Origin of the sequence: Sphingomonas sp. SUN039, assembly GCF_024758725.1 — a bacterium.
GTDB lineage: Bacteria > Pseudomonadota > Alphaproteobacteria > Sphingomonadales > Sphingomonadaceae > Sphingomonas_O.
The window spans coordinates 3,130,397-3,153,781 of the sequence record NZ_CP096972.1 but is presented as its reverse complement, the minus strand read 5'-3'; the positions used below and the strand labels follow the sequence as shown (position 1 = coordinate 3,153,781).

Annotated in this window: 21 protein-coding genes; 12 read left to right on the top strand and 9 right to left on the bottom strand. The window is 65.3% G+C overall.

The genetic code is table 11. The features are described from left to right. Nucleotides 1-101 precede the first annotated feature (101 nt). A complete protein-coding gene (locus M0209_RS15550; protein ID WP_258889187.1) occupies nucleotides 102-1,169 on the top strand; it encodes a mannose-1-phosphate guanylyltransferase/mannose-6-phosphate isomerase in 1,068 nt (355 codons plus the stop codon). After that, nucleotides 1,166-1,906, top strand: a complete 741-nt coding sequence (locus tag M0209_RS15545) for a histidine phosphatase family protein (protein WP_258889186.1) — start codon at nucleotides 1,166-1,168, stop codon at nucleotides 1,904-1,906. Before M0209_RS15550 ends, M0209_RS15545 begins: the two co-directional genes overlap by 4 nt. A 41-nt stretch (nucleotides 1,907-1,947) precedes the next feature. Here the strand turns inward: M0209_RS15545 and yghU are convergent, their stop codons facing one another. After that, on the bottom strand, nucleotides 1,948-2,823 hold the full coding sequence (gene yghU / locus M0209_RS15540) for a glutathione-dependent disulfide-bond oxidoreductase (protein WP_258889185.1): 876 nt from the start codon (nucleotides 2,821-2,823) through the stop codon (nucleotides 1,948-1,950). A 128-nt stretch (nucleotides 2,824-2,951) separates the two neighbouring features. On the opposite strand from yghU, the gene M0209_RS15535 reads away from it, so the two are divergent. The 5 genes from M0209_RS15535 to M0209_RS15515 all read left to right on the top strand — a co-directional run bounded on the left by M0209_RS15535 (nucleotide 2,952) and on the right by M0209_RS15515 (nucleotide 7,009). Continuing rightward, nucleotides 2,952-4,478, top strand: a complete 1,527-nt coding sequence (locus M0209_RS15535) for a hypothetical protein (RefSeq protein WP_258889184.1) — start codon at nucleotides 2,952-2,954, stop codon at nucleotides 4,476-4,478. A 149-nt stretch (nucleotides 4,479-4,627) separates the two neighbouring features. Next, nucleotides 4,628-4,921 carry a hypothetical protein gene (locus M0209_RS15530; protein ID WP_258889183.1) on the top strand — a complete coding sequence of 98 codons (294 nt, stop codon included), beginning with the start codon at nucleotides 4,628-4,630 and terminating at the stop codon, nucleotides 4,919-4,921. Between the two features lie 56 nt (nucleotides 4,922-4,977). Further along, entirely contained in the window at nucleotides 4,978-5,235 is a 258-nt protein-coding gene (locus M0209_RS15525; protein ID WP_258889182.1) for a type II toxin-antitoxin system VapB family antitoxin, read from the top strand. Continuing rightward, nucleotides 5,232-5,627, top strand: coding sequence for a type II toxin-antitoxin system VapC family toxin (locus M0209_RS15520; RefSeq protein ID WP_258889181.1), 396 nt, complete (start codon nucleotides 5,232-5,234; stop codon nucleotides 5,625-5,627). The genes M0209_RS15525 and M0209_RS15520 overlap by 4 nt, the downstream gene beginning before the upstream one ends. A 38-nt stretch (nucleotides 5,628-5,665) precedes the next feature. Continuing rightward, nucleotides 5,666-7,009 carry a phospholipase D family protein gene (locus tag M0209_RS15515; protein WP_258889180.1) on the top strand — a complete coding sequence of 448 codons (1,344 nt, stop codon included), beginning with the start codon at nucleotides 5,666-5,668 and terminating at the stop codon, nucleotides 7,007-7,009. A gap of 20 nt (nucleotides 7,010-7,029) precedes the next feature. Here M0209_RS15515 and M0209_RS15510 read toward each other — a convergent pair whose 3' ends face one another. Then, entirely contained in the window at nucleotides 7,030-8,421 is a 1,392-nt protein-coding gene (locus M0209_RS15510; protein ID WP_258889179.1) for a short-chain fatty acyl-CoA regulator family protein, read from the bottom strand. A gap of 157 nt (nucleotides 8,422-8,578) precedes the next feature. Here M0209_RS15510 and M0209_RS15505 point away from each other — a divergent pair, with 157 nt between their 5' ends. From M0209_RS15505 to M0209_RS15495, 3 genes are all read left to right on the top strand, one after another. Continuing rightward, nucleotides 8,579-10,156: an isocitrate lyase gene (locus tag M0209_RS15505; RefSeq protein ID WP_258889178.1), complete on the top strand. Its 1,578-nt coding sequence runs from the start codon at nucleotides 8,579-8,581 to the stop codon at nucleotides 10,154-10,156. Nucleotides 10,157-10,505: 349 nt separating this feature from the next. Beyond that, complete coding sequence (locus tag M0209_RS15500; RefSeq protein ID WP_258889177.1) at nucleotides 10,506-12,443, top strand: PAS domain-containing sensor histidine kinase; 1,938 nt, start codon at nucleotides 10,506-10,508, stop codon at nucleotides 12,441-12,443. Beyond that, nucleotides 12,440-12,847 (top strand): response regulator, encoded by a 408-nt coding sequence (locus M0209_RS15495; protein WP_258889176.1) that lies wholly within the window; start codon nucleotides 12,440-12,442, stop codon nucleotides 12,845-12,847. The genes M0209_RS15500 and M0209_RS15495 overlap by 4 nt, the downstream gene beginning before the upstream one ends. Here M0209_RS15495 and M0209_RS15490 read toward each other — a convergent pair. From M0209_RS15490 to M0209_RS15480, 3 genes are read right to left on the bottom strand one after another with little or no spacing between them, the layout of a single operon-like run. Further along, nucleotides 12,793-13,416 (bottom strand): DUF4893 domain-containing protein, encoded by a 624-nt coding sequence (locus tag M0209_RS15490; RefSeq protein ID WP_258889175.1) that lies wholly within the window; start codon nucleotides 13,414-13,416, stop codon nucleotides 12,793-12,795. The genes M0209_RS15495 and M0209_RS15490 overlap by 55 nt on opposite strands. Next, nucleotides 13,413-14,198 (bottom strand): 3-hydroxybutyrate dehydrogenase, encoded by a 786-nt coding sequence (locus M0209_RS15485; RefSeq protein ID WP_258889174.1) that lies wholly within the window; start codon nucleotides 14,196-14,198, stop codon nucleotides 13,413-13,415. Before M0209_RS15485 ends, M0209_RS15490 begins: the two co-directional genes overlap by 4 nt. Before the next feature lie 16 nt (nucleotides 14,199-14,214). After that, nucleotides 14,215-15,357: a patatin-like phospholipase family protein gene (locus tag M0209_RS15480; protein ID WP_258889173.1), complete on the bottom strand. Its 1,143-nt coding sequence runs from the start codon at nucleotides 15,355-15,357 to the stop codon at nucleotides 14,215-14,217. Between the two features lie 83 nt (nucleotides 15,358-15,440). Here M0209_RS15480 and M0209_RS15475 point away from each other — a divergent pair, with 83 nt between their 5' ends. After that, nucleotides 15,441-16,343 carry a neutral zinc metallopeptidase gene (locus tag M0209_RS15475; protein ID WP_258889172.1) on the top strand — a complete coding sequence of 301 codons (903 nt, stop codon included), beginning with the start codon at nucleotides 15,441-15,443 and terminating at the stop codon, nucleotides 16,341-16,343. Nucleotides 16,344-16,514: 171 nt separating this feature from the next. Here M0209_RS15475 and M0209_RS15470 read toward each other — a convergent pair whose 3' ends face one another. Continuing rightward, nucleotides 16,515-16,928 carry a VOC family protein gene (locus M0209_RS15470; RefSeq protein WP_258889171.1) on the bottom strand — a complete coding sequence of 138 codons (414 nt, stop codon included), beginning with the start codon at nucleotides 16,926-16,928 and terminating at the stop codon, nucleotides 16,515-16,517. Next, complete coding sequence (locus M0209_RS15465; RefSeq protein WP_258889170.1) at nucleotides 16,925-17,515, bottom strand: hypothetical protein; 591 nt, start codon at nucleotides 17,513-17,515, stop codon at nucleotides 16,925-16,927. The genes M0209_RS15470 and M0209_RS15465 overlap by 4 nt, the downstream gene beginning before the upstream one ends. A gap of 67 nt (nucleotides 17,516-17,582) precedes the next feature. Here M0209_RS15465 and clpB point away from each other — a divergent pair, with 67 nt between their 5' ends. Beyond that, nucleotides 17,583-20,159, top strand: a complete 2,577-nt coding sequence (gene clpB / locus M0209_RS15460) for an ATP-dependent chaperone ClpB (RefSeq protein WP_258889169.1) — start codon at nucleotides 17,583-17,585, stop codon at nucleotides 20,157-20,159. 172 nt (nucleotides 20,160-20,331) lie between these two features. Here the strand turns inward: clpB and M0209_RS15455 are convergent, their stop codons facing one another. Both M0209_RS15455 and M0209_RS15450 read right to left on the bottom strand, forming a co-directional pair. Beyond that, nucleotides 20,332-20,955, bottom strand: a complete 624-nt coding sequence (locus tag M0209_RS15455) for a LolA family protein (RefSeq protein ID WP_408988211.1) — start codon at nucleotides 20,953-20,955, stop codon at nucleotides 20,332-20,334. A gap of 63 nt (nucleotides 20,956-21,018) precedes the next feature. Beyond that, nucleotides 21,019-23,313, bottom strand: a complete 2,295-nt coding sequence (locus tag M0209_RS15450; RefSeq protein ID WP_258889669.1) for a DNA translocase FtsK 4TM domain-containing protein — start codon at nucleotides 23,311-23,313, stop codon at nucleotides 21,019-21,021. Between the last annotated feature and the right edge of the window lie 72 nt (nucleotides 23,314-23,385).

Genomic DNA, 23,385 nt, shown 5'->3' with positions numbered 1-23,385 from the left:
CCCTGTCGCCCAAATTGACAAAGATATGGTGAAGGCGGGAGCCAGACGCGCGCTGTGGCGTTGCGCTGGCGGGATGCGGTTGTCGCGTCTAGGGAGCTTACATGACTGCACAGGTCCGCATCACGCCCGTCATCCTGTCCGGCGGCTCCGGCACGCGGCTGTGGCCGATGTCGCGGCCCGACCGGCCCAAGCAGTTCCTGCCGCTGGCGTCCGATGCGACCATGTTCGAGGCGACGGTGGCGCGCTGTGCCGACCGCAGCCGTTTTGCTGCGCCGATGGTCGTTGCCAATGCCCGTCACGCCGACCTGATCGAGGCGCAATTGGGCGGGGCCGAAGCGACATTGGTGCTCGAACCGCTCGCCCGCAACACCGCCCCCGCGATTGCGCTTGCGGCACTGCTCGCCGATCCGGCATCGCCGCTGCTGGTCATGCCCAGCGACCATGTCATCGCCGACGAGGCCGCGTTCATGGCTGCCGTCGATGCCGCGCTGCCGCTGGTTGCGGATGGCTGGCTGACAACGTTCGGGATCGCGCCCGACGGGCCGGAGACCGGCTATGGCTATATCCAGACCGGCGAGGTGCTCAGCGCCGGCGTCCACAAAGTCGCGCGCTTCGTCGAAAAGCCCGACCGCGCGCGTGCCGAAGCGATGATCGCGGGCGGCGATCACGTGTGGAACGGCGGCATCTTCCTGTTCCGCGCCGATGCGTTTCTCGGCGCGCTTGCTGTTTATGAACCCGATATGCTTGCCGCCGCCCAGCGCGCGGTCGCCACCGCGAAACGTGAGGGCAGCCGTATCCTGCCCGACGAGGCCGCCTTTGCCGCCAGCCCGTCCGAATCGATCGACTATGCCGTCATGGAAAAGGCCGCCAAAGAAAATGGGGGGCGAGTCGCCGTCGTCCCCGTCGCGATGGGCTGGTCCGATGTCGGGTCATGGGATGCCCTCCACACCCTCGGCAGCGACGCCGACGGGAACGCACATCATGGCGAAGTCATTGCGCTCGACACCAGCAACTGCCTGATCCGCAGCGACGGCATCCGCATTGCGGCGGTCGGCGTCCATGACCTGATTGTGGTTGCCAGCGGGAACGACGTGCTGATCCTCCCACGCGGGCAGAGCCAGGACGTCAAGCGCATCGTCGAAGCCATGAAAGCAAAACAGGACGCATGAGCCGCTGGCCGTCGGTCCTGTGGATCGTCCGCCACGGCGAGAGTGCGGCGATGCTGGCGAACCATGCCGCAACGAGCGCGGGCCACCACCGCGTCGCATTGAACGCCCGCGACATGGACACCGGGCTGTCGGTCGCGGGCGCGGCGCAGGCACATGCACTGGGGCAATGGTTCGCCGCGCAGCCGGACAGCGCCCGCCCCGACATCGTCCTGACCTCGCCCTATCAGCGCGCAACCGACACCGTGGCTTCGCTCCAGAGCGCGGGCGGCACCGCGCCCGGTGTCCGCATCCTGACCGACGAGCGCCTGCGCGAGCGCGAACTCGGTATCCTTGACGGGCTGACCTGGGAGGGGGTGAAGGCGCTCCATCCCGACCAGGCCGAACAGCGCACCCTGCTCGGCAAATTCTACCACCGCCCGCCCGGCGGCGAAAACTGGTGCGACGTCATCCTGCGGCTGCGCGGGGTGATCGACCGGATCTCGCTGCACCACGCCGGCGCGCGGGTGATGATCGTCGCGCATGAATGCGTAATCTTTTGCCTGCGCTATGTGCTCGAGGAGCTCGACGAGGCGGGCGTGCTGGCCATCGACGCGGCAGGCGACATCGCCAATTGCGCGCTGACCGAATACCGCAGCGGCACGGGCGGACTGGTGCTGTCCCGCTTCAACGACACGATGCCGCTGGAAGGCGCACCCGTCACCCGCGCCCGCGAACCGATTGCCGCCGCGCGGGGGTAGGCGCGCTGCTACTCCTCCCCAGCGCTTCGCTGGGGAGTAATTCAGGCCGTCTCCAGCTTGTCCTGCGTCCGCAGCTCGAAATCGCTCGCGTCATGGCGTTCGCGCAGCTGGCTCGACGGATCGCCCATCGCGCGATTGACCATGCGCCCGCGTTTGACGGCGGGTCGCGCCGCGATCTGGTCGGTCCAGCGGATGACGTTCTTATACTCATGCGCCGACAGGAACTCGGCGGCATCGCCGTAAGCTTGCCCCTTGGCGACTGCCCCGTACCACGGCCACACCGCCATATCGGCAATCGTATAGTCTGCGCCGCCGAGATATTCGTTATCCGCCAGCCGCCGGTCGAGCACGTCGAGCTGACGCTTCACCTCCATCGCAAAGCGGTCGATGGCATATTCGATCTTGACCGGTGCATAGGTGTAGAAATGGCCGAAGCCGCCGCCCAGAAACGGTCCGGCGCCCATTTGCCAGAACAGCCAGTTGAGCGCCTCGGTCCGCCCCGCCGGGTCGGTCGGCAGGAACGCCCCGAACTTGTCGGCGAGGTAGAGCAGGATCGAGCCCGATTCGAACACACGCACCGGCGCGGGGCCGCTGCGGTCCATCAGCGCCGGGATTTTCGAATTCGGATTGATATCGACAAAACCGCTGCCGAACTGGTCGCCCTCGTTGATACGGATCAGCCACGCGTCGTACTCCGCGCCGCTGTGTCCGGCGGCCAGCAGCTCCTCGAGCATGACCGTCACTTTCACCCCATTGGGCGTCGCCAGCGAATAGAGCTGCAGCGGATGTTTGCCGACCGGCAGTTCCTTGTCGTGCGTCGGCCCAGCGGTCGGGCGGTTGATGCTGGCGAATTGCCCGCCGTTTTCCTTGTTCCATGTCCACACCTTGGGCGGGACGTATTCGGGGGTGTCGGTCATGATGGAACTCCTGAAGCTGTCGGGTGCCAAGCTAGGGTGGGGTGCCGCGAAAGTCAGGTGATATAAAAATTGGACAGCCCTCGCGATTTCGCGTAACATTGCGTCACAATTTTCGGGGGAGATGCGACATGACGCTTTCGTTCCGTCCGGCCTGGCGTTTGCCGGTCATTGCCGCGCTGGTTCTGGTTGCCGCACTCGGCACCACTCTTGGCTGGCGTGCCACCGCACAGAAAATGGCTGCCAACCCCGCCGCCTGCCCCGCCCCGCGCGGCATCCCGACCGGCTTCGACTATCCGCAATCGGCGGCGACGGTGCAGGGCTGGGTCGCGAGCGGCAATGTCGCGCGCACCCGCACGCACGGCTGGAATTTGTGGGCCGCGCTCAATACCGTGCAGAACGGCCAGCCGGTCTGGCAAAGCTGGTGCACCGAGACGCAGGCCTTCGCGTCTGCCACCACGCTCGCCGCCGCCAACGTCCACGGCGGCAAGCCGATGCGCGCATTCAAGCTGAACAACGGCCTGACCACCGGTGCCGACCCGATCAACTTCCCGGTGTCACCGGTCTATGCCGTCCCGCCGCCGGTGATGGCGCGCTATGCGGGGTCGAAATGCCTCATCCCGGCAACGCCGACCAGCATCGCCTCGCTCGCCAACGGGCCGACCTTGCAGAACAACGGCGACGTGATGGTCGCGGGCGTCATCTATAACCAGCCCGCCTACAACTGGATCCGCAACAACAAGCTCTACCAGCAGTCGACGCTCAACGGCATGATCCCGCCGCCGAACCAGACGAAACAAATGGCCGCGATGCCCGCCGGTTCGATTGCGCTGAAACCGATGATGTGGCCGGTGAAGGGCAGCGGCTTTACCGCGCTCCCCGTGTGGGACGACCTGAAAAACGACAATGGCGTCTACTCCGGCTTCGAAATCCAGAGCCAATGGCCGCGCGCGGTTGCGGTCACCCCGACGCCGCAGGCGACCGTCGCCCCGGCGAGTGTCCAGTATCTCTATGGCGTGACGATGAACGGCAAGCCGCTGGGGCCGAACACCTATGCCTCCCCGCGCGTCGCGGGCGTCCAGCAATTCTACAACTACCGCCCCAATCTGGCGACGATGGCGCAGTGCGACCGCGCGATCCTCGATGCCTCGGCGTACTATGCCTATGGCCGCATGTTCCAGCAGGGCGACTATCTCGTGCTGGTCGCCATGCATGTGATGAGCAAGGAACAACCGGCCTGGACGTTCCAGTCGGTGTGGTGGAGCGACCGGCCGAACGCCGGCCCCTATGCCGCGAACCGCCCGAACCTGCCCGTGACGCAAGCCCCGGGGCCGTGGCGCAATTATCTGATGACCGCGACCTATGGCATCCCCGCGACCCCGGGCGGCGCGCAATGGCCGGTCGCGTACAACCCGTACATCGAACTGGCCGCCGACCATCCGATCGCAACCAACTGCATGAATTGCCACCACCGCGCCGCCTGGCCCGCCAAGAGCGACGAATATCAGGCGGCGGGCGGCCCTGGCGCGCTCGATATCTATGCCCAGAGCAACCCGATCTTCAACGGGCTGATCGGCGTCGACTCGCTCTGGTCGATCAGCGACCGCGCGGTCGCGCCGGGTGCGGTTGGCGCGGCAAAGGCGAAAGGGACGCGGTAGAAACAGCTGCTCTTCGCCGAGCGCCAGCGAGGTGCTCCTTCGAGCGTCAGCGAGAAGCGCAACGGGCACCTCGCTCACGCTCGGCGGGGCTTCTCGCTGACGCTCGAAGAAGAGGTCGATCTTTCGTCATCATGCTATAATCGATTGGCATGACCCCTTTCGACCAAGCCAAGGCGCGCGCCGACGAGATCGCCCCGCCCCCGCCCGACAAGCCCCCGACGGCCGCCACCACTGCATTCGGCTTCGGCCTCGGCGTGATCGGCCTGTTCGCCATGCTGCAATGGCTGGGCGTGCCGCTGTGGCTGGCGTGGCTCGCCTCGGCGCTGGCTTATGGCGGCATTGCCTGGGCCGATTGCCAGCTCGGCTGGACCCGCAACCGCGACGCGTACCGCGAGGCGCTGGACGAGTTGAAGGGGCGGGGCGGGGGGCCGTCGATGCACTAGGGACGGGATAGATCGAGCCACTTGCTTGTGGTAGAACGCTGCCGTCGGAGGGTAGAATGGGCGTCCAGATGAACATCAAAAACGCGGAAGCCGTCGAGCTTGCGCGCGAACTGGCCGAAATCGACGGCATTTCGCTGACCGATGCCGTCACCCGCGCCCTGCGCGATGCCAAACGCGCGCGCGTTGTCGACCGCAGCGCCAATTTGCGCGCGCTGTTCGATATCATCGAAGACACGCATTGGCGGCTTCTTCCGCAAATCGGGTCGGCGGACATGGACGCTGCTTTTTACGACGAAGGCGGATTGCCCAAATGATCGTCGATTCCTCGGTGATCGTGGCGGTGCTGAAAAAGGAAGACGACTACCGGCTGTGGACCGAACGCCTGTACGACGCCGTGCCACCGTTGAAGATTTCGGCGGCGACTTACCTCGAAACCAGCATCGTGATCGACGCAGCGGGCGATGCGGACGCCAGCGCCAACCTCGACCGGTTCCTCGACCGGCTGCTGGTCGAGATCGTCCCCGTCACCCCCCGCCAAGCACGCCTCGGCCGCTCGGCCTATGCCCGTTTCGGCAAAGGCAGCGGCCATGCGGCCAGACTGAATTACGGCGACTGTTTCAGCTATGCGCTGGCGATGGATACGGACGAGGCGCTGGCGTTTAAGGGCGAGGATTTCGGGCACACGGATGTGAAGAAGGCGTTTTAGGTTTATTGCGCCGGGTTGGCGACTGCTCGGAGACACGAATGCATCTGGTTTTGAATGCGATCAACGGTGAGTACCTACGTAACATCACCCTGAATAGCGCCAGCGCGACTGAACGCGTCGATGCCGCAGTAGCATATGTCACTAAGGAAGATTTGCTGTTCGACTGGTGCTGGCAGAACAAAATTCCGCTCAGATTCTGGGGCAGATTCGACGACAGCGTTCCGGTCGCACCCGCTATCCTGCGACGATTCCTGTCCAGACGATCGGCCAGCTACACCTGCAAGCTTGTCAGAAAATTCCATGCCAAGGTAATTTGGTGGCATGGCGTAGGTGCCTATGTCGGGTCGGCGAACCTTTCGGATAGCGCCTGGTACACCAATGTCGAGGCAGGTACATTTTATACCGAAGCGGAACTCGAATCTCTTGGCTTGGATTTACAACTGAAAGATTTTTTCGCGACCCTGAATCAGAATGGCTCGCCCTTAACCGAGGAAATTTGCGCGGCTCTCGAAGCGCGGCAAAAACAGCTCGGGAAGCTGAGGGATGCAGATGCTGCCAACGCGAAATCATTGCTCGAAAGTCCGCATGTCAGGCCTTGGGCCGGTCTCGTCCAAGTACCCGAAAAAGCCGCCAATGAGCGCCGTAGAACAGCGTTTCTGAATGAATGGAACAGCACTCTTACACTGCTCCGAAATCTGTCGGCGAAGGTCGAAAACTACCGACCAGTCTGGGTCGAACCGGGGGTGCCGCTCGGCGCTCATGTCGATCAGTTTCTCCATGCTCATTACTACAACCGGGTTATGTCGGGTGGTCGCTCCTATTTCGAAGAGTGGCACGAACGGAATGCGGCAAACCCTGATAGGGCCGAAATCGAAGCGCTTGAGTGGTGGCGCGACCAGATAACGCCGCCTTCGAGCGAGGACAGGATGCTCAACGAATGGGCACCGTACCTGCGTGACCACCTTTCCCAAGGTGAGTTGCTCACGCAAACCGACGACAAACTCTATGAGATTTTTCGTCGGGTGCATGCGATAGCGGACCATGCCCGCCGAATACCAAACCAGCTTGTTGGCCTGCCCGGAACTCGCCAATATTCGATGGACGAAAAGAGCCGAGCGTTAGCAGGACGGATTGTCGGCGAACGCTCCAATGGAGGGCATGATGCCTTCGAATTGCTGAGTCACGTTTTCTATGGGGGAAGCCCCTCGGATGTTCCGATCAGGTTGTGGGAGGGAATAAGCGACCAGAATTGGAAGATCGACCATATTGGTAGAAGCGCCCTTGGGGAACTCGTTGGCTGGGCATTGCCTGACATCTATCCACCTAGAAATGCGCGAACGAGCAAGGCACTTCGGTCGCTTGGACACGACGTGACAGTATAGCTTCGGAAGCAGCCGCCCCCTCAATCCCCCGCAAACACGAACGGGCTCACGCCGCGCTCGCGTTCGTTGAACACCAGCACGCGCGATGCGGGCGGCGCGGCGCGTTGGGGGCAGTCGGCGCGGGTGCAGGCGCGGCAGCCGAGGCCGATGGGGGTCGCCTGCCCCAGCTTCAGGTCGAAGCCGCGCGCCGCCGCGAGCGGGGCGGCGAGCGTCGCGTCGAGGCCGAGGCCGACGGCGAATTGCGCGCGGACTTGCCCCACGCGCCCTCCCTGCGGGCTGACGGTGCGGGCCTGGGTGAACCAGCGGCTACCGTCTTCGAGTTCCACGGTCTGGCGCACCAGCGCGCCGGGGCGGTCGAAGGCGCTATGGACGTCCCACAGCGGACAGCGCCCGTCGGCCTCGACCAAAGGCGAGGCGCTGGCGCCGGCATAGCGTTTCGACGCCTGCCCCGCGCGGTCGATGCGGAGCATGAAGAAGGGCAGGCCGCGTGCGCCGGTGCGGCTGAGCGTGGTCAGCCGGTGTGCGACCTGTTCGAAGCCCGCACCGAACCGCCGCTGGAGGAGTTCGACGTCATAGCCGGTCGCCTCGCACGCGCGCAGGAACCGGTCGTAGGGCATCATCAGGGCGGCGGCGAAACCGCTGGTCAGATGGCGGCGGTACAGGCGTTCGGACACGCGGTCGGTGAAATTCGCGCCCTTGATCAGCGCCTCGATCTCGGCCTTCGCCTCGATCTGGCCGAGCTGGAAGGCGGCGGCAAAAGTGCGGCTGGCGGGGTCGAGCAGTTCGCTCAATTGCAACTGGCGCGCGTGCAGATCGAGGCGGCGCAGCGTTCCCGGCATGACGTCGACGGGCAGGATGCGGATGCCGAGCTGGTGCGTCACCCGCAGCCGTTCGGCCATCGCGCCGTACAGGTCGCCCGAGCCGAGGCGGAGCTCGTCGGACAGCGCCTCGGCCTGCGCCTCCAGATCGGGGAAATGGTTGCGCCAGCGCTCGATCTCGCGGCGGACGGGGCCGACGGGGTCGGTCGCCACCGGCGCGCCGGAGCCGCCGCCGCCCGCGCCGCTATCGAACAGCCGCGCGAAGGCTTCGACCCCGCCGGGGGCCGCTGCCAGCCATTCCTCGACCTCGCTGCGGTCGATTTCCAGATCGGCGAACATCGGGTCGGCCAGCCGCCGCCGCACCGCCTCCACCCCGCCGCCGGGCGTCGCGCCGCCCAGCCGCCGCGGATCGAAATCGTAGCGCTCGGCCATGCGGAGCAGAATCGGCGCGGTCAGCGGGCGCTGGTTGCGTTCGATCAGGTTGAGGTACGACGGCGACACCGCCAGCGCCTCGGCCATCGCCGCCTGCGTCAGGCCGCCCGCGCGCCGCAACCGCTTTACGGCATGTCCAGCAAAAAGTTTGGCTTCGGCCATAGCTGCAGCTTGTCATATTATTTACAACAATACAAGTTCGCCCACCATTGCTGCGACGCAATAACAACAAAACTCACAGATTTCTGTCGCTTTTTGGGGTCGATATGGGTGAGGTTGATGACATCGACCTGTCAATGAAGTGAAAGCTCTCCCCCGGATGACCTACTCCACCGAAACCGCCGCACTCCGCCAGCTGATCGACACCCAGGGGTCGTGGAACGGCATCGATGCCGAATCCGCCGCCCGGATGCGCCTCCAGAACCGCTTCCGCTCGGGCCTCGACATTGCCCGCTACACCGCCAAGATCATGCGCGCCGACATGGCCGCCTATGACGCGGACTCGTCGCAATACACCCAGTCGCTCGGCTGCTGGCACGGCTTCATCGCCCAGCAGAAGATGATCGCGATCAAGAAGCATTTCGGTACGACCAAGCGCAAATACCTCTATCTGTCGGGCTGGATGGTCGCGGCGCTGCGGTCGCAGTTCGGCCCGCTGCCCGACCAGTCGATGCACGAAAAGACCAGCGTCCCCGCGCTGATCGAGGAACTCTACACCTTCCTCCGTCAGGCCGACTCGCGCGAGCTCAACCTGTTGTTCAAGCAACTCGACGCGGCGCAAGGGGCCGAGCGCGACGCGGTGTTGGCGAAGATCGACGGTTTCCAGACGCATGTCGTCCCCGTCATCGCCGACATCGACGCGGGCTTCGGCAATGCCGAGGCGACCTATTTGCTCGCCAAGAAGATGATTGAGGCCGGGGCCTGCGCGCTGCAGATCGAGAACCAGGTCAGCGACGAAAAGCAGTGCGGGCATCAGGACGGCAAGGTCACCGTGCCGCACGAGGACTTCCTCGCGAAGGTCCGCGCCTGCCGCTATGCCTTCCTAGAACTGGGCGTCGACGAGGGCATCATCGTGACGCGGACGGACTCGCTCGGCGCGGGTCTCACCAAGCAGATTGCGGTCAGCAACGAGCCGGGCGACCTTGGCGACCAGTACAACAGCTTCCTCGACTGCGAGGAAATCGATCCGGCGACCGCGCAGAATGGCGATGTCATCCTCAACCGCGACGGCAAGATGATGCGGCCCAAGCGACTGCCGTCCAACCTGTTCCAGTTCCGGCCCGGGACCGGCGAGGACCGCTGCGTGCTCGACTCGATCACCAGCCTCCAGAACGGTGCGGACCTGATCTGGATCGAGACCGAAAAGCCCCATGTCGAACAGATTGCGGGCATGATGGACCGCATCCGCGCGGTCATTCCGAACGCGAAGCTCGTCTATAACAACTCGCCCAGCTTCAACTGGACGCTGAATTTCCGTCAGCAGGTCTATGACGCGATGGTCCAGCAGGGCCTCGATGTTTCGGCCTATGACCGCGCAGGCCTGATGGACGCGAAGTACGATGATACCGAACTCGGCATTGCCGCCGACAAGCGCATCCGCACGTTCCAGGCCGACGGCGCGAAGCGGGCGGGGATTTTCCACCACCTGATCACCCTGCCGACCTATCATACTGCCGCGCTGTCGACCGACAATCTGGCGAAGGAGTATTTCGGCGAGGCGGGCATGCTCGGCTATGTCGCGGGCGTGCAGCGCAAGGAAATCCGCGAAGGGATTGCCTGCGTCAAGCATCAGAACATGTCGGGGTCCGACATCGGCGACGACCACAAGGAGTATTTCGCGGGTGAAGCGGCGCTGAAAGCCGGCGGCGCGCATAACACGATGAACCAGTTCGGCTAGGCTGCGGACGCGGATTAGCGGCAGCCAATCCGATCTCGCGGCCAGCCCGGCCGGCGGCGCTCGCGCCGACCGACGACGGCGGCTTTGCCGACGGCGGGGCCTTAGAGTTTGGACCGGACAGCGGCAAAGCCGCTGTCTCGTCGGTCGGTCCTGACGGACCGCCGTCCGGTCTTTCGGCGAGTGCGGATTAGCTTCGCTAATCCGTGCCGCCTCCAGACTTCCTGGGGAGGAAGGCGCCCGTCCGGGGAACCGGGCGGGCGTTTCGGCGTTTGGACTTCCGCGTCGGGGGAATTGCCAAGCCATTCCCGCGCGATAGAGCGGCGGGGTGGCTATAGCGGACACATCAACCTTGGCTGGGGTTCCCGCTGCCGGTCGTATCGACCGCGCAGGGGCAGCCCCGCGCCTGTCCGAGCCGTACGACTGGAGCGCAACGTCGTTCGGCAGCCGCGAGCACTGGCCCCTGCAACTGGCGACGATGGTCGATTTCCTGCTCGCGTCCGACATGCCGATGACTTTGTACTGGGGACCCGACTGGCGCATCGTCTATAACCAGGCGGCGATCGGCGGCTTCGAGGGACGGCCGGCGCAGATCGGGATGCCGGGCGCAGAGGCCTGGGGCGACTGGTGGGAGGCGATCCATTCGCGCTTCGCCGAAGTCGCGCGGACGCGGCACAGCCTGACCCTGCTAGACGAACCCTTTGCCCTTGCCGACGGCGAGCGCGTTCGCGAAGTCTATTGGAATCTCACCTTCTGGCCGGTTGCGGGCGACGACGGGCAGATCGCGGGCGTGCTGTGCGGGGCGCGCAACACGACCAGGGAAGTGTTCCGCAAGAAGCTCGACCGGCTGCTGGTCCGGCTCGATGAGGCCCTGCTCGACGCACCGTCGCTGCAGGCGATCATGGCGGTCGCTCTGAACCTGATCGGCGACGACCTGAATGCCGACCGCGTGGGTTTCGCCGAAGTCGAAAGCGCGAACGCGTCAGTGGCGATCCGCGAAGTCTGGGCGCGGGACACCATGCCCGACATCCGTGGCAGCTACCCCGTCGGCGCGTTCGGCGACATCGGTCCCGAACTCGCGCGCGGCGAAACCGTCATCATCGACAACAGCGCGTTCGACACCCGCACGGCCGATCCGTTGATTCTCGGCAGACACGAACGCATGCACATGGCGGCGGGGCTGGTCGTGCCGATCCGCGAGCGCGACCAGTATCGCGGCGGCATTTTTATCCAGAGCAAAGTGCCGCGCGTCTGGACGCCGTTCGAGATTGCCATGGCGGAGGCCGCGACCGCACGGCTATGGGGTGCGCTGCAACGCCTGCGGACCGATTTCGCGTTGCGCGCCAGCGAGCAGCGCTATCGCCTGATCTTCGAACAGGCCGAGGACATCATCTTCACGGCCGACATCGACCAGCGCATCACCGATGCCAATGAAGCCGGGGCGCGGGCCATCGGCCTGACCCGCGACGCGCTGATCGGGCGGTCGATTGCCGATTTCGTCGATCCGCAAGGGTTCGCGCAGACGACATCGATGCTCCGCCACAAGCTCGATCACGGCGGCAACACTCGGCACGAGGTTGCGGTCACGTCGCCCGACGGCCGCCGGATGCGCTGGGAGAACAATTCGACCCTGATCGTCGATCCCGACAAGCGTCCGATCGGGCTGCTGTCGATCTCGCGCGACGTCAGCGAGCGGCGCGCGTTCGAGGAGCGACAGGCGCTGCTGATCAACGAGCTCAACCACCGGGTGAAGAACACGCTCGCGCTAGTCCAGGCCATCGCGCATCAGAGTTTCGGCAAGTCCACGGACAGCGCCGCCGCACAGGCCAATTTCATCGCCCGCATCGGCACGCTTGCCGCCGCCCATGACCTGCTGACCCGCGAGCAATGGGAGGGCGTGACTCTGGGCGAACTCGTCCGCGCCGCCACCGCCCCGCTCGACGCGACCCGCATCGACGCTGCGGGCGATACGCTGGAAGTCACGCCCAAGGCCGCGGTGGCGCTGGCAATGGCCCTGCATGAACTGGGGACCAACGCCGTCAAATACGGAGCGTTGAGTACGGCCGAGGGCCGGGTCGGCATTACGTGGGAAATCAGGGGCGACCGGCTCCATCTCGACTGGCGCGAATGGGGGGGACCGGCTGTCGTTGTGCCCCGGCAAAGGGGTTTCGGAGTCAAGATGATCGAACGCGCGCTGGCCAGCGACCTCGGCGGTCGCGTAAAGGTCGAATTCGCACCCACTGGCGTCCATTGCGCCATCGACGCGCCGCGAAAGGGCAATGTGACGTGACTGCTGCTTCCCTTCGCCTGATGCTCGTCGAGGATGAGGCGCTCATTGCGATGATGGCCGAGGATCTGATCGACGCGCTGGGTCATACGGTCGTCGTGACCGCCGCAACGCTCGACGATGCCCTGTCCGCCTGTACCGGCGGGGCGTTCGATGCGGCCCTGCTCGACGTCAACCTGAACGGCGACAGCAGTATGGCACTGGCAACCCGGCTGAAGGCGCTGGGATGCCCGTTCGCCTTCACCACCGGCTATGGCGCGGGCGGCATAGAGCCTGCGCACGCCGATATGCCGGTGCTGACCAAGCCCTATTCGCTCGCCGAACTGGAAACGGTGCTTGCCGGGTTCGCGGCTCAGCTGGCGGGGACGAGCTCGATGACGTCGAGCGTCGATTCGAACCGCGGATAGGGAAAGACCAGCCGCCAGCGCTGCGGCCCGATGCGTTCGACCGCGCCCGCCATGTCGCGGGTCGCATCGCGTCCATAGCCGAGCGCCCGGATTTCATCGCCGAGCACCAGCGTCCCGAGGAACACCTGCCGCTGCGCGCCGCCGGGGTAGAGGCGTCCGGTCGGACGCTGCGATCCGCCCAGTTTTTCGAACACCGTCGCCGCGCCCTGCACTGAAACCCGGCAATCGAACCCCGGATAGGCGACAAAGCCCAGCCCTTTGGCGCCCGCCGATCCGAGCTTGATCGTCCGGCAGCGGTATCGACCGGCCGGGATCGCCGCACCATCGAGGGCCGCATCGGGATCGAGCAAATTCCCTTCGGCGGCCACCCTTGCGGTGTCGCCGCTCGCGGCCGCCTCGGCCAGCGCCTCGACAAAGGCATCGCGCCATGTCCGGATGCGCCGGAGATCGTCGCGACTGGCAAGGGCGCGCCAGTCGGGAGCGGTTACGACCGCGGTCTTGGGCGTTTTCGCGACGCCTGCCATCGGCACCAGCGCCGCCGCCCCCAGAAACGCGAGCGCGCGCTTCATGCCGCCGTCCAGCCGCCGTCGATCGACAGATTCGCCCCCGTGATCGCCGCCGCCGCGTCGCCGCACAGGAACATCGCCAGCGCCACGACCTGCTCGACGGTCACGAATTCCTTGGTCGGTTGCGCGGCGAGCAGGACGTCGTTCATCACTTGCTCCTTGGTCATGCCCCGCGCCTTCATCGTGTCGGGAATCTGCTTTTCGACGAGCGGCGTCCAGACATAGCCGGGCGAAATGCAATTCGCCGTCACCCCGAACGTCGCTGCTTCGAGCGCGACCGTCTTGGTCAGCCCTACCAGCCCGTGCTTCGCCGTCACATAGGCCGATTTATCGGGGCTCGCGACCAGCGAATGTGCCGAGGCGGTATTGATAATCCGGCCCCACTTCTTCGCCTTCATCCCCGGCAGCGCGGCCTTGATGACATGGAACGCCGACGACAGGTTGATGGCGATGATCGCGTCCCATTTCTCGTCGGGGAAATCCTCGATGGGCGAAACGAACTGGATACCGGCGTTGTTGATGACGATGTCCGGCCCCCCGAGCCGCTCGGCACAGGTCGCGACCATCGCCGCGATGCTGGCGGGCTTGGTCATGTCGGCGTCCGAATACAGCGCCTTGCCGCCCGACAGCGCCTCCAGCCCCAAACGCTCCTTCTCGATCTCGGCGGTATCGCCGAAACCGTTGATCATGACGTTCGCGCCTTCGCCCGCCAGCGCCTTGGCATAGCCGAGACCGATGCCCGAGGTGGAGCCGGTGACGAGTGCGGTTTTGCGTTTGAGAAACATGTGTGAACTCCAGATACTAGCGGGGCATGAGGTCGAACGCGGCGGTTTTGCCGTCGAGGATGTTCTGCGCGACGAGCTCGGAATGGCCGATCGTTTCGGCAACCGCCGCCTCGCCTGCCGCCCAGTGCTCCTGCATCGTCCGCGCCGAGAATTCATAGTCGCGCGCGCCGCCCTCCCACGCATTGGCGCGGTAGATGAGCTGGACGATGTTGACCGGAAATTCCCGCGCCATTTCGGTCAAACGCGCGACATCGGGATCGTTGTGCATCGCTTCGGGCAGTTTTTTCAGCACGCGCCGGATGGCCTCGCGCTCGGTACGCAGCTTGACGAGCTGGTCGCTGATCTGGCGGGTACGGCTGGAAAAGCGGATTTCCTTTTCGCGCGCGATCACATCCATGATCGTCCGGGGCCGCGCCGCGCTCGCCGAGAATAGATCGACCTGAAACACCAGCAGTTCGGCGTCCTGCGTATCGAGGACATGGCTCAGCGGGGTGTTCGAAACCAGCCCGCCGTCCCACCAGAGTTTGCCGTCGATCTCGATCGGAGGGAGCCCCGGCGGCAGCGCGCCCGAGGCCATGATGTGCCGCGCGTCGAGCCGTTCCTTGCGGTTGTCGAAATAATGGAAATTGCCGCTCTCGATCTCGACCGCCCCGACCGCGCAGCCGACCGGCCCGTCGTTGAGCAAATCCCAGTCGACCAGATCGTCGAGCGTTTTCGCCAGCTGTCCCGAATCATAGAGGCTCAACGCCTGCATGCTGCCGGGCCACGCCATTGCGGGCGGTAGCATATTGGGTTTGAAGAACCCCGGCACCCCGAACGCGGCAACAAACATCGCCGAGGCCTCGTGCAGCCATTCGCGCCCAAGATCGCCGCCCCAGATGGGAAAGGTCGGCAGCGCCGCCGACATGCGGTCCCAGAACGTCCTGAGCGCCTTCACCCGCAACTCGGGCGGGTTGCCCGCGATCAACGCGGCATTGACCGCACCGATCGAAATGCCCGCGACCTGATCGACCGCGATGTTGGCGGCATCGAGCGCTTGATACACGCCCGCCTGATACGAGCCGAGCGCCCCGCCGCCCTGAAGCACCAGCGCGACCTTGTCAGGAAGCGGCATCGACGCCTTGCGACGGCGGAGAGCGGGTGAGTCGATGTCGGCCATGTCAATTCCTGTGCGGCGGGCGTCCGCGCATTGCAACGCCGATGCGTCCGGTGCATTTCACCCGCAGGACAGGGGAGACGGCCATGCGCCTCGACGATTCAGACAACCTCAATGTCGAAGACCAGCGCGGCGGCAATTACAGCAGCGCCGGATTCGGCGGTGGCGGTGGCGGGGGCGGACTCGGCCTCATCGGCATGCTGGTGCCGTTCGTGTTCAGCCGCTTTGGCTGCGGCGGGCTGGTCGTGCTGGGAATTTTGTTCTTCCTGTTCGGCGGGCTGGGCAGCTTTGGATCAATGGTCAGCCCCTCGACTCCCTCGACCGCACCGCACCAGCAAAGCGCCGGATCAAATACAGCGCAAAGCTGCGCGATCGATGCCGCGAGCCGGTTCTCGTGCAACGCGCTCGTCAACGTCAACCAGACTTGGGCGAAGCTACTTCCCGGCTACACCCAACCCAAATTGGTCTTCTATGCAGGCAAGGGCCAGTCGGGCTGTGGTGCCGCGCAATCGGCGATGGGGCCCTTCTACTGCCCTGCCGATGAAGGTGTGTATCTCGATACTGAATTCTATGACGAGCTGAAACAGCGGTTCGGCGCACCCGGCGATTTCGCCCAAGCCTATGTCATCGCGCACGAAGTCGGCCATCACGTTCAGAAACTGACCGGCATCGCCGACAAGGTGCAGGCCGCACAGCAGCGCGCGTCGCGGACGCAGGGCAATGCCCTTCAAGTGGCCATGGAGCTGCAGGCCGATTGCTATGCCGGGGTTTGGGCGGCGAACAACAAGGACCGGATGGAGACGGGGGACGTTGAGGAGGGGCTGCGGGCCGCCCAGGCCATCGGTGACGACACGCTGCAAAAGGCAGCAGGGCAACGCCCCGTGCCCGACAGCTTCACCCACGGATCGTCGGCGCAGCGCCAGCAATGGCTGACGCGCGGGTTGCAGAGCGGCGATCCGAACCAGTGCGATACGTTCGGGGGTCGGTGAGCGAAGCCTTAATTCCTCCACGCAGGGGAGGGGGACCATGCGAAGCATGGTGGAGGGGCGGACGCGCTTCCAACACTAGATCGGCTTCGTTTGGCAAATGCGTCCGCCCTTCCACCACGCCGTCTGCGCGGCGCGGTCCCCCTCCCCTAAGACTTCGCTTAGGGGAGGATTTTAATGTGCAAACAACCCCGCATCGTCCGCGAACCCTTTGAACTCCAGCGCATTGCCGCTGGGATCGCGGAAGAACATCGTCGCCTGTTCGCCGACTTGTCCCTCGAAACGCACATAAGGCGCGATGCCGAATTTCGTGCCTGCGGCCTCCAGCCGCGCAGCGAGTGCCTTCCAGTCGGTCATCGCCAGCACGACGCCGAAATGCGGAATCGGCACGGGCTTCCCGTCGACATCGCTGGTAACGACATCGACGGCGGGCTTGCCCGACAGATGCACCGTGATCTGGTAGCCGTAGAGATCGAAATCGATCCAGGTGTCGCTGCTGCGGCCTTCGCCGCAGCCGAGCACACCGACATAGAATTCGCGCGCGGCAGCCAGCTCATGGACTGCAAAGGCGAGGTGAAACGGCCTCATTCCGCCGCCGCCAGTTCGGCGCAACCTTGCATTTCCTCTTCATCCGCACCGCCTGCCTTGCTCGCCGCTGCGCGGTCGGCGGCGATGGCCTCGGCCACCTGTGCCTCGGTCTTGCCTGCGGCGACCCCCTCAACCTTGGCACGATAGGTGAGCACCGAGGCGAGCGTCGCCAGATCCTTTGCGCCTGACGATAGCCCCTCGCGCGCTTTCACTGCCTCAGCAGCGAGCGTCATAACGGCGGCGCAGCGCGGCAAATTGGGCGGGGGCGGAGGTGGGGCGACGACCGCCATGCGCTTGACGCAGGACTCGACCTCGGGGCGGGCAATGGTTTTCGCTTTCTGGACAGCGGCGACTTCGGCGAGGATCAGGTCTTTCACCGCCTCGCGCGTCCGCCCGCTTTCCTTCATCGTCCGTTCGCCGACGATGCCCGCAAAGCGCTCGCCATCCTTGGCGACCGGCGGGATATCGGCCCATTCGGTCGTGTCGCGGCGCTGGTCATAGGCGACGATGCCGAGCACCGCGACGCAGCGGATGTCCTGCGTGGATTGAGGGGTAAGGGCGGCGGCAAGGGCGGCGAGAGCAATCATCGCGTGAGCCTAGCGCGGGACGGCGAAGTCTCTTGTGTTGTAAATACGCCACACCATATGCTGCCCCATGAACCTCGAACTCTTCACCGACCGCGCCAAGGGTTTCCTGCAAAGCGCGCAAACCGTCGCCATCCGGATGTCGCATCAGCGCATCGCCCCCGAGCATTTGCTGAAAGCCCTGCTCGAAGACAGCGAGGGCATGGCATCGGGCCTGATCCGCAAGGCCGGCGGCGATCCTACAGTGGCCCTGCGCGAAACCGATGCGGCGCTTGCCAAGCATCCGGCAGTCTCGGGCGGCGGCGCGCAGCAGACGCCGGGGCTCGACAACGACCTCGTGCGCCTGCTCGACCAGGCCGAACAGATCGCCAAAAAGGCCGATGACAGCTTCGTCACCGTCGAGCGGCTTTTGCTCGCCATGACCGTGTCAACTTCGACCGCTGCGGGCAAGGCGCTGGCGGCGTCGGGCGTCAAAGCCGATGCGCTCAATGCGGCGATCGACGAGCTTCGCAAGGGCAAGACCGCCGATACTGCGGGCGCCGAAAACGGCTATGACGCGATGAAGAAATACGCGCGCGACCTCACGCAGGCGGCGCGCGACGGCAAGCTCGACCCGGTCATCGGCCGCGACGAGGAAATTCGCCGCACGATCCAGATTCTGGCGCGGCGCACCAAGAACAATCCCGTGCTGATCGGTGAGCCCGGTGTCGGCAAGACCGCGATTGCCGAAGGGTTGGCACTCCGGATCGCCAACGGCGACGTTCCCGATGGGATCAAGGATCGCGACCTGATGGCGCTCGACATGGGCGCGCTGATCGCGGGCGCCAAATATCGTGGCGAATTCGAGGAGCGGTTGAAGGCCGTGCTCGACGAAGTGCGCGCGGCGGAAGGTCAGATCATCCTGTTCATCGACGAAATGCACACGTTGATCGGGGCGGGCAAAACCGATGGCGCGATGGACGCGTCGAACATGATCAAGCCTGCGCTCGCACGCGGCGAACTCCACTGCATCGGGGCGACGACGCTCGACGAATACCGCAAGTACGTGGAAAAAGACGCGGCGCTTCAGCGGCGCTTCCAGCCGGTATTCGTGGGCGAGCCGACCGTCGAGGACACAGTGTCGATCCTGCGCGGACTGAAGGAGAAATACGAGCTCCACCACGGCGTGCGGATCACCGATGCGGCCATCGTCGCAGCGGCTGCGCTGTCGCATCGCTACATCACCGACCGCTTCCTGCCCGACAAAGCCATCGACCTGATGGACGAAGCCGCTTCACGCCTCCGCATGGAAGTCGAAAGCAAGCCCGAGGAGATCGAGGCGCTCGACCGGCGGATCGTCCAGATCAAGATCGAGGCGATGGCGCTGGAGAAGGAAAGCGACGCCGCCTCGAAAGACCGGCTGGCGACTTTGCGGACCGACCTCGCCAATCTCGAGGAGCAATCCGCGTCGCTGACCACCCGCTGGCAGGGCGAGAAGGAGAAAATTCAGGCCGAGGCGAAGCTGAAGGAACAGCTCGACGCCGCACGCATCGCGCTCGATCAGGCGCAGCGTTCAGGCGATCTGGGTCGCGCGGGCGAGCTGCAATATGGCACCATCCCCGCCATCGAAAAGCAGCTGGCCGAGGCCCAGAGCGCGGCGGCGGGCGCGATGTTGCGTGAGGAAGTCACCGCCAACGACATTGCGGGCATCGTGTCGCGCTGGACCGGCATCCCGGTCGACAAGATGCTGGAAGGCGAGCGCGAGAAGCTGCTGCAGATGGAGGCCATGCTGTCCCGGCAGGTGATCGGACAGGACGCGGCCGTCGCGGCCGTCTCATCCGCCGTGCGCCGGGCCCGCGCGGGACTGCAAGACCCCAATCGCCCGCTCGGCAGCTTCCTGTTCCTCGGGCCCACGGGCGTCGGCAAGACCGAGCTGACCAAGTCGCTCGCCAATTTCCTGTTCGACGACCCCGCCGCCCTGGTCCGCATCGACATGAGCGAGTTCATGGAAAAGCACTCGGTCGCGCGGCTGATCGGGGCACCGCCGGGCTATGTCGGTTACGAGGAGGGCGGCGTCCTCACCGAAGCCGTCCGGCGCCGTCCCTATCAGGTCATCCTGTTCGACGAGGTCGAGAAAGCACACGGCGACGTGTTCAACGTGCTGTTGCAGGTGCTCGACGACGGGCGGCTGACCGACGGGCAGGGCCGCACGGTCGATTTCACCAACACGCTGATCATTCTGACGTCGAACCTTGGCAGCCAGTTCATCGCCAACCTGCCCGACGAGCAGTCGGTCGAAAGCGTCGAACCGCAGGTCATGGAAATCGTGCGCGGGCATTTCCGCCCCGAATTCCTCAACCGGCTCGACGAGATCGTGCTGTTCAACCGGCTGTCGGCGGCGAACATGGCACCGATCGTCGATATCCAGGTCGCTCGGGTGCAGAAACTGCTCGCCGACCGCAAGGTGACGCTCGACCTGAGCGATGCCGCGCGGGGCTGGCTCGGCCGTGTCGGCTACGATCCGGTCTATGGCGCGCGGCCCTTGAAGCGCGCCGTGCAGAAATACCTGCAAGACCCGCTCGCTGATGCCATCCTGCGCGGCGAAGTGCCCGATGGATCGACGGTCAAGGTCGACGAAGGCGACGGCAGGCTGGTGATCGGCGGCTGATACGCAAAGGCCCCCGCTCCGGGGGCGTGGAGCGAGGGCCGACCTGCGTTCGTCACGCGGGCTGCACACCGGAGACTTGGGGGCAGGCAACAGGGGGAAATCCCGCCAACCGCTCCGGGGCTGCGACTTGCGAATTACCCGCCGCAAGCTGTCGCGCAGATGAACAGGCCGGCTATTTCGGCCCGCGCATCGGGCGCGGGTCGCGCCAGCGAAACGCTTCGTCGCCGACACCGACGTTGAAGCGCTGGTTGCTGAGGCGGACGCTCGTCCGGTTGTTCTGACCGTCGAGCGCAATCCACCCCTGCAGGCGCAGTCCGGCCGGCGCGCCCGACTCGCGGGCAAAGGCCAATGTCAGCGTCCCGTATTCAGGATGGCGCGGGTCACGCGCCTCGACGAACAGGACGCGGGCGTCGGGGACGGGCACGACGCGCGCAAAGCGGGTAATGTCCTTTGCCGGGTCGAGGAGGGCCGCCAGCGGGCTGTTGCCGATCGGCCAGCGCTGCACCTGACGCACCTGATAATCGATGAACCACAAAGAACTGCCGTCGGCGACGATCAGGATGGGAACGCCCTCCTGATACTGGAACCGGACCTTGCCCGGCCGTTTCATCGTCATGCGCCCGGTCAGCGTCTTTCCCGAACGGTCGGTCTGCGCGAAATCGGCCGTCATCGTCGTCACCGCACGCAGATGCGTCTGCACGGCAGCAAGGTCCGTCAGCTGCGGCGACACCGGCTGCGCGAAGGTCGGCGATGCGAGAAGCGACAGGGCAATGGGCACGATCGAGGGACGGAACAACGTGTTTCTCCGGAAAAGCGATTGAATTCAGCTAGCTGACGTGCGTTGAACCGCCGCTGAACTTCAAATCGCGTGCCCCTCGGTATCCATCAGCACTTCGCGCCGCCCGACATGGTCCGGCCTGCCGACCATGCCGTCCTTTTCCATCCGCTCGATGTGACGCGCGGCACGATTGTAGCCGATGCGGAGCTGGCGCTGGAGCCAACTGACCGAGGCTTTCTGGCTTTCGGCGACGATCTGCATCGCCTTGCGGTATTCCTGATCCTCGGGGCTGTCGTCACCCAAAGGAGCACCGTCGAGCGCGAAGCCGCCATCCTCCGGCTCTTCGGTGACGGCCTGGATATAGTCGGGCACGCCCTGCGCGCGCCAGTGGTCGGCAATCGCGATCACTTCGTCGTCGGACACGAACGGCCCGTGGACGCGGACGATCTGCCGCCCGCCCATCATGTAGAGCATGTCGCCCTTGCCAAGCAGTTGCTCCGCACCCTGTTCGCCCAGAATCGTGCGCGAATCGATCTTGCTGGTCACATGGAAACTGATCCGCGTCGGCAGGTTCGCCTTGATGACACCGGTGATGACATCGACCGAGGGGCGCTGCGTCGCCATGATCAGGTGGATGCCCGCCGCGCGCGCCTTTTGCGCGAGGCGCTGGATCAGGAATTCGACTTCCTTGCCCGCCGTCATCATCAGGTCGGCGAGTTCGTCTACCACCACGACGATCTGGGGCATCGCGTCGAAATCGAGGATTTCCTCCTCATATTTGGGCAGTCCGCTTTCGGCGTCATAACCGACCTGCACGCGGCGGGTCAGCTTCTGCGTCTTGGCCTTGGCGCCGCGCACCTTGTCGTTGAACCCGGCCAGGCTGCGGACGCCGATACTCGCCATCTTGCGGTAGCGGTCCTCCATTTCCTCGACCGCCCATTTCAGCGCGCGGATCGCCTTGGCCGGTTCGGTGACCACGGGCGCGAGCAGATGCGGGATGTCTTCGTAAGGGCGCAGTTCCAGCAGCTTCGGATCGATCATGATCATCCGGCATTGGTCGGGCGTCAGCCGGTACAGCAGCGAACAGATCATCGAGTTCAAGCCAACCGATTTGCCCGATCCGGTCGTACCAGCGATCAGCAGATGCGGCATCGGCGCGAGATCGGCGATGACAGGGTCGCCTGCGATATTCTTGCCGAGTACGATGGGAAGCGCGCCGGCACCGTCCTCGAACGCCTGGCTGGCGATCATCTCGTGGAGATAGACCGACTCGCGGTTGGCGTTTGGAAGTTCGATGCCGATGACGTTGCGCCCGGGAATGGTCGCAATGCGTGCCGACAGCGCCGACATGTTGCGCGCGACATCCTCGGCCAGCTGGATGACGCGGCTCGCCTTGATACCCGCTGCCGGTTGCAGCTCGTACATGGTGACGACCGGTCCCGGGCGGACTTCGGTAATCGACCCCTTCACATGGAAATCGTCGAGCACGGTTTCGAGCAACCGCGCATTGCGTTCGAGCGCCGCCTTGTCGAGCGCCTGCCCCGTCGGCGGCGGCGCGGGTTTGAGCAGCTTCAGGTCGGGAAGCACATATTTATCGCGCAGGGCGAGCGATTCCTGCCGCGCTTTTTTGGGCAAGGCAGGGGCAGCGGCGCGGTCGGCGATGACCGGGCGGCTGCGGTTTTCGGGCTGCGGTGCCACCTCGGCACGCGGCGGCGCAGGTTCGCGGCGCGTGTCGGCATTCCCCCCGGCGGCAGCAAGGCGGGGGAGCGCAGGCCGTTCGAGCTGCGGCAACCGCAACGTCAGGCCGAGCGTTCGCGCCCAGAGCAGGAATCCGCCGATACCGAGCACCCCTGCGGCCACATAGCGCGCGATCGCCGGCCAGGTGTCGCCGGGAATGAAGGCGATGGCCCAGCCGAGGATCGCCTCGCCGCCCAGACCGACGATCCCGCCCAGCCCCGCCGGCAGCCCGGCAACCGCCGTCGGCCGCAGCAGGGTCAGCGCAATCCCGATCAGCGCGACCGCCACCAGGGCGACGATACTGCGCCGCTGCCATCCGGCGACGCTGTTGCCGCGCCACAAGAGGCCCGCCAGCGCCAGCGGCAGCGCGAGCATCAGCGCGACCGCCGGACCGAGCACGCTGAGCAGCAAGTCGGACGCCCACGCGCCGACCAGCCCCAGCCAGTTGCCGATCCCGTCATGGCTCGCCGCCGTGCTGAGCGACGGATCGCCGCCGCGGTGCGTCGCGAGCGCGACGATCAGCAGCAGCGCGACAAGCGCCAGCGCCGCAGCAGTGAGCATCGCACCGCTGCGGACGACGCCCGCCTTCACGGTGGCGCGCCATGCAGGCGGACGGTCAGGTTGCGCGCGGCTGGCCATGATGTGCGTATCCCCGGGGTCGGCGCGCGAACCGGCGCGGTGCCCTTCCTGTGGATAAGAATCGCTCACACC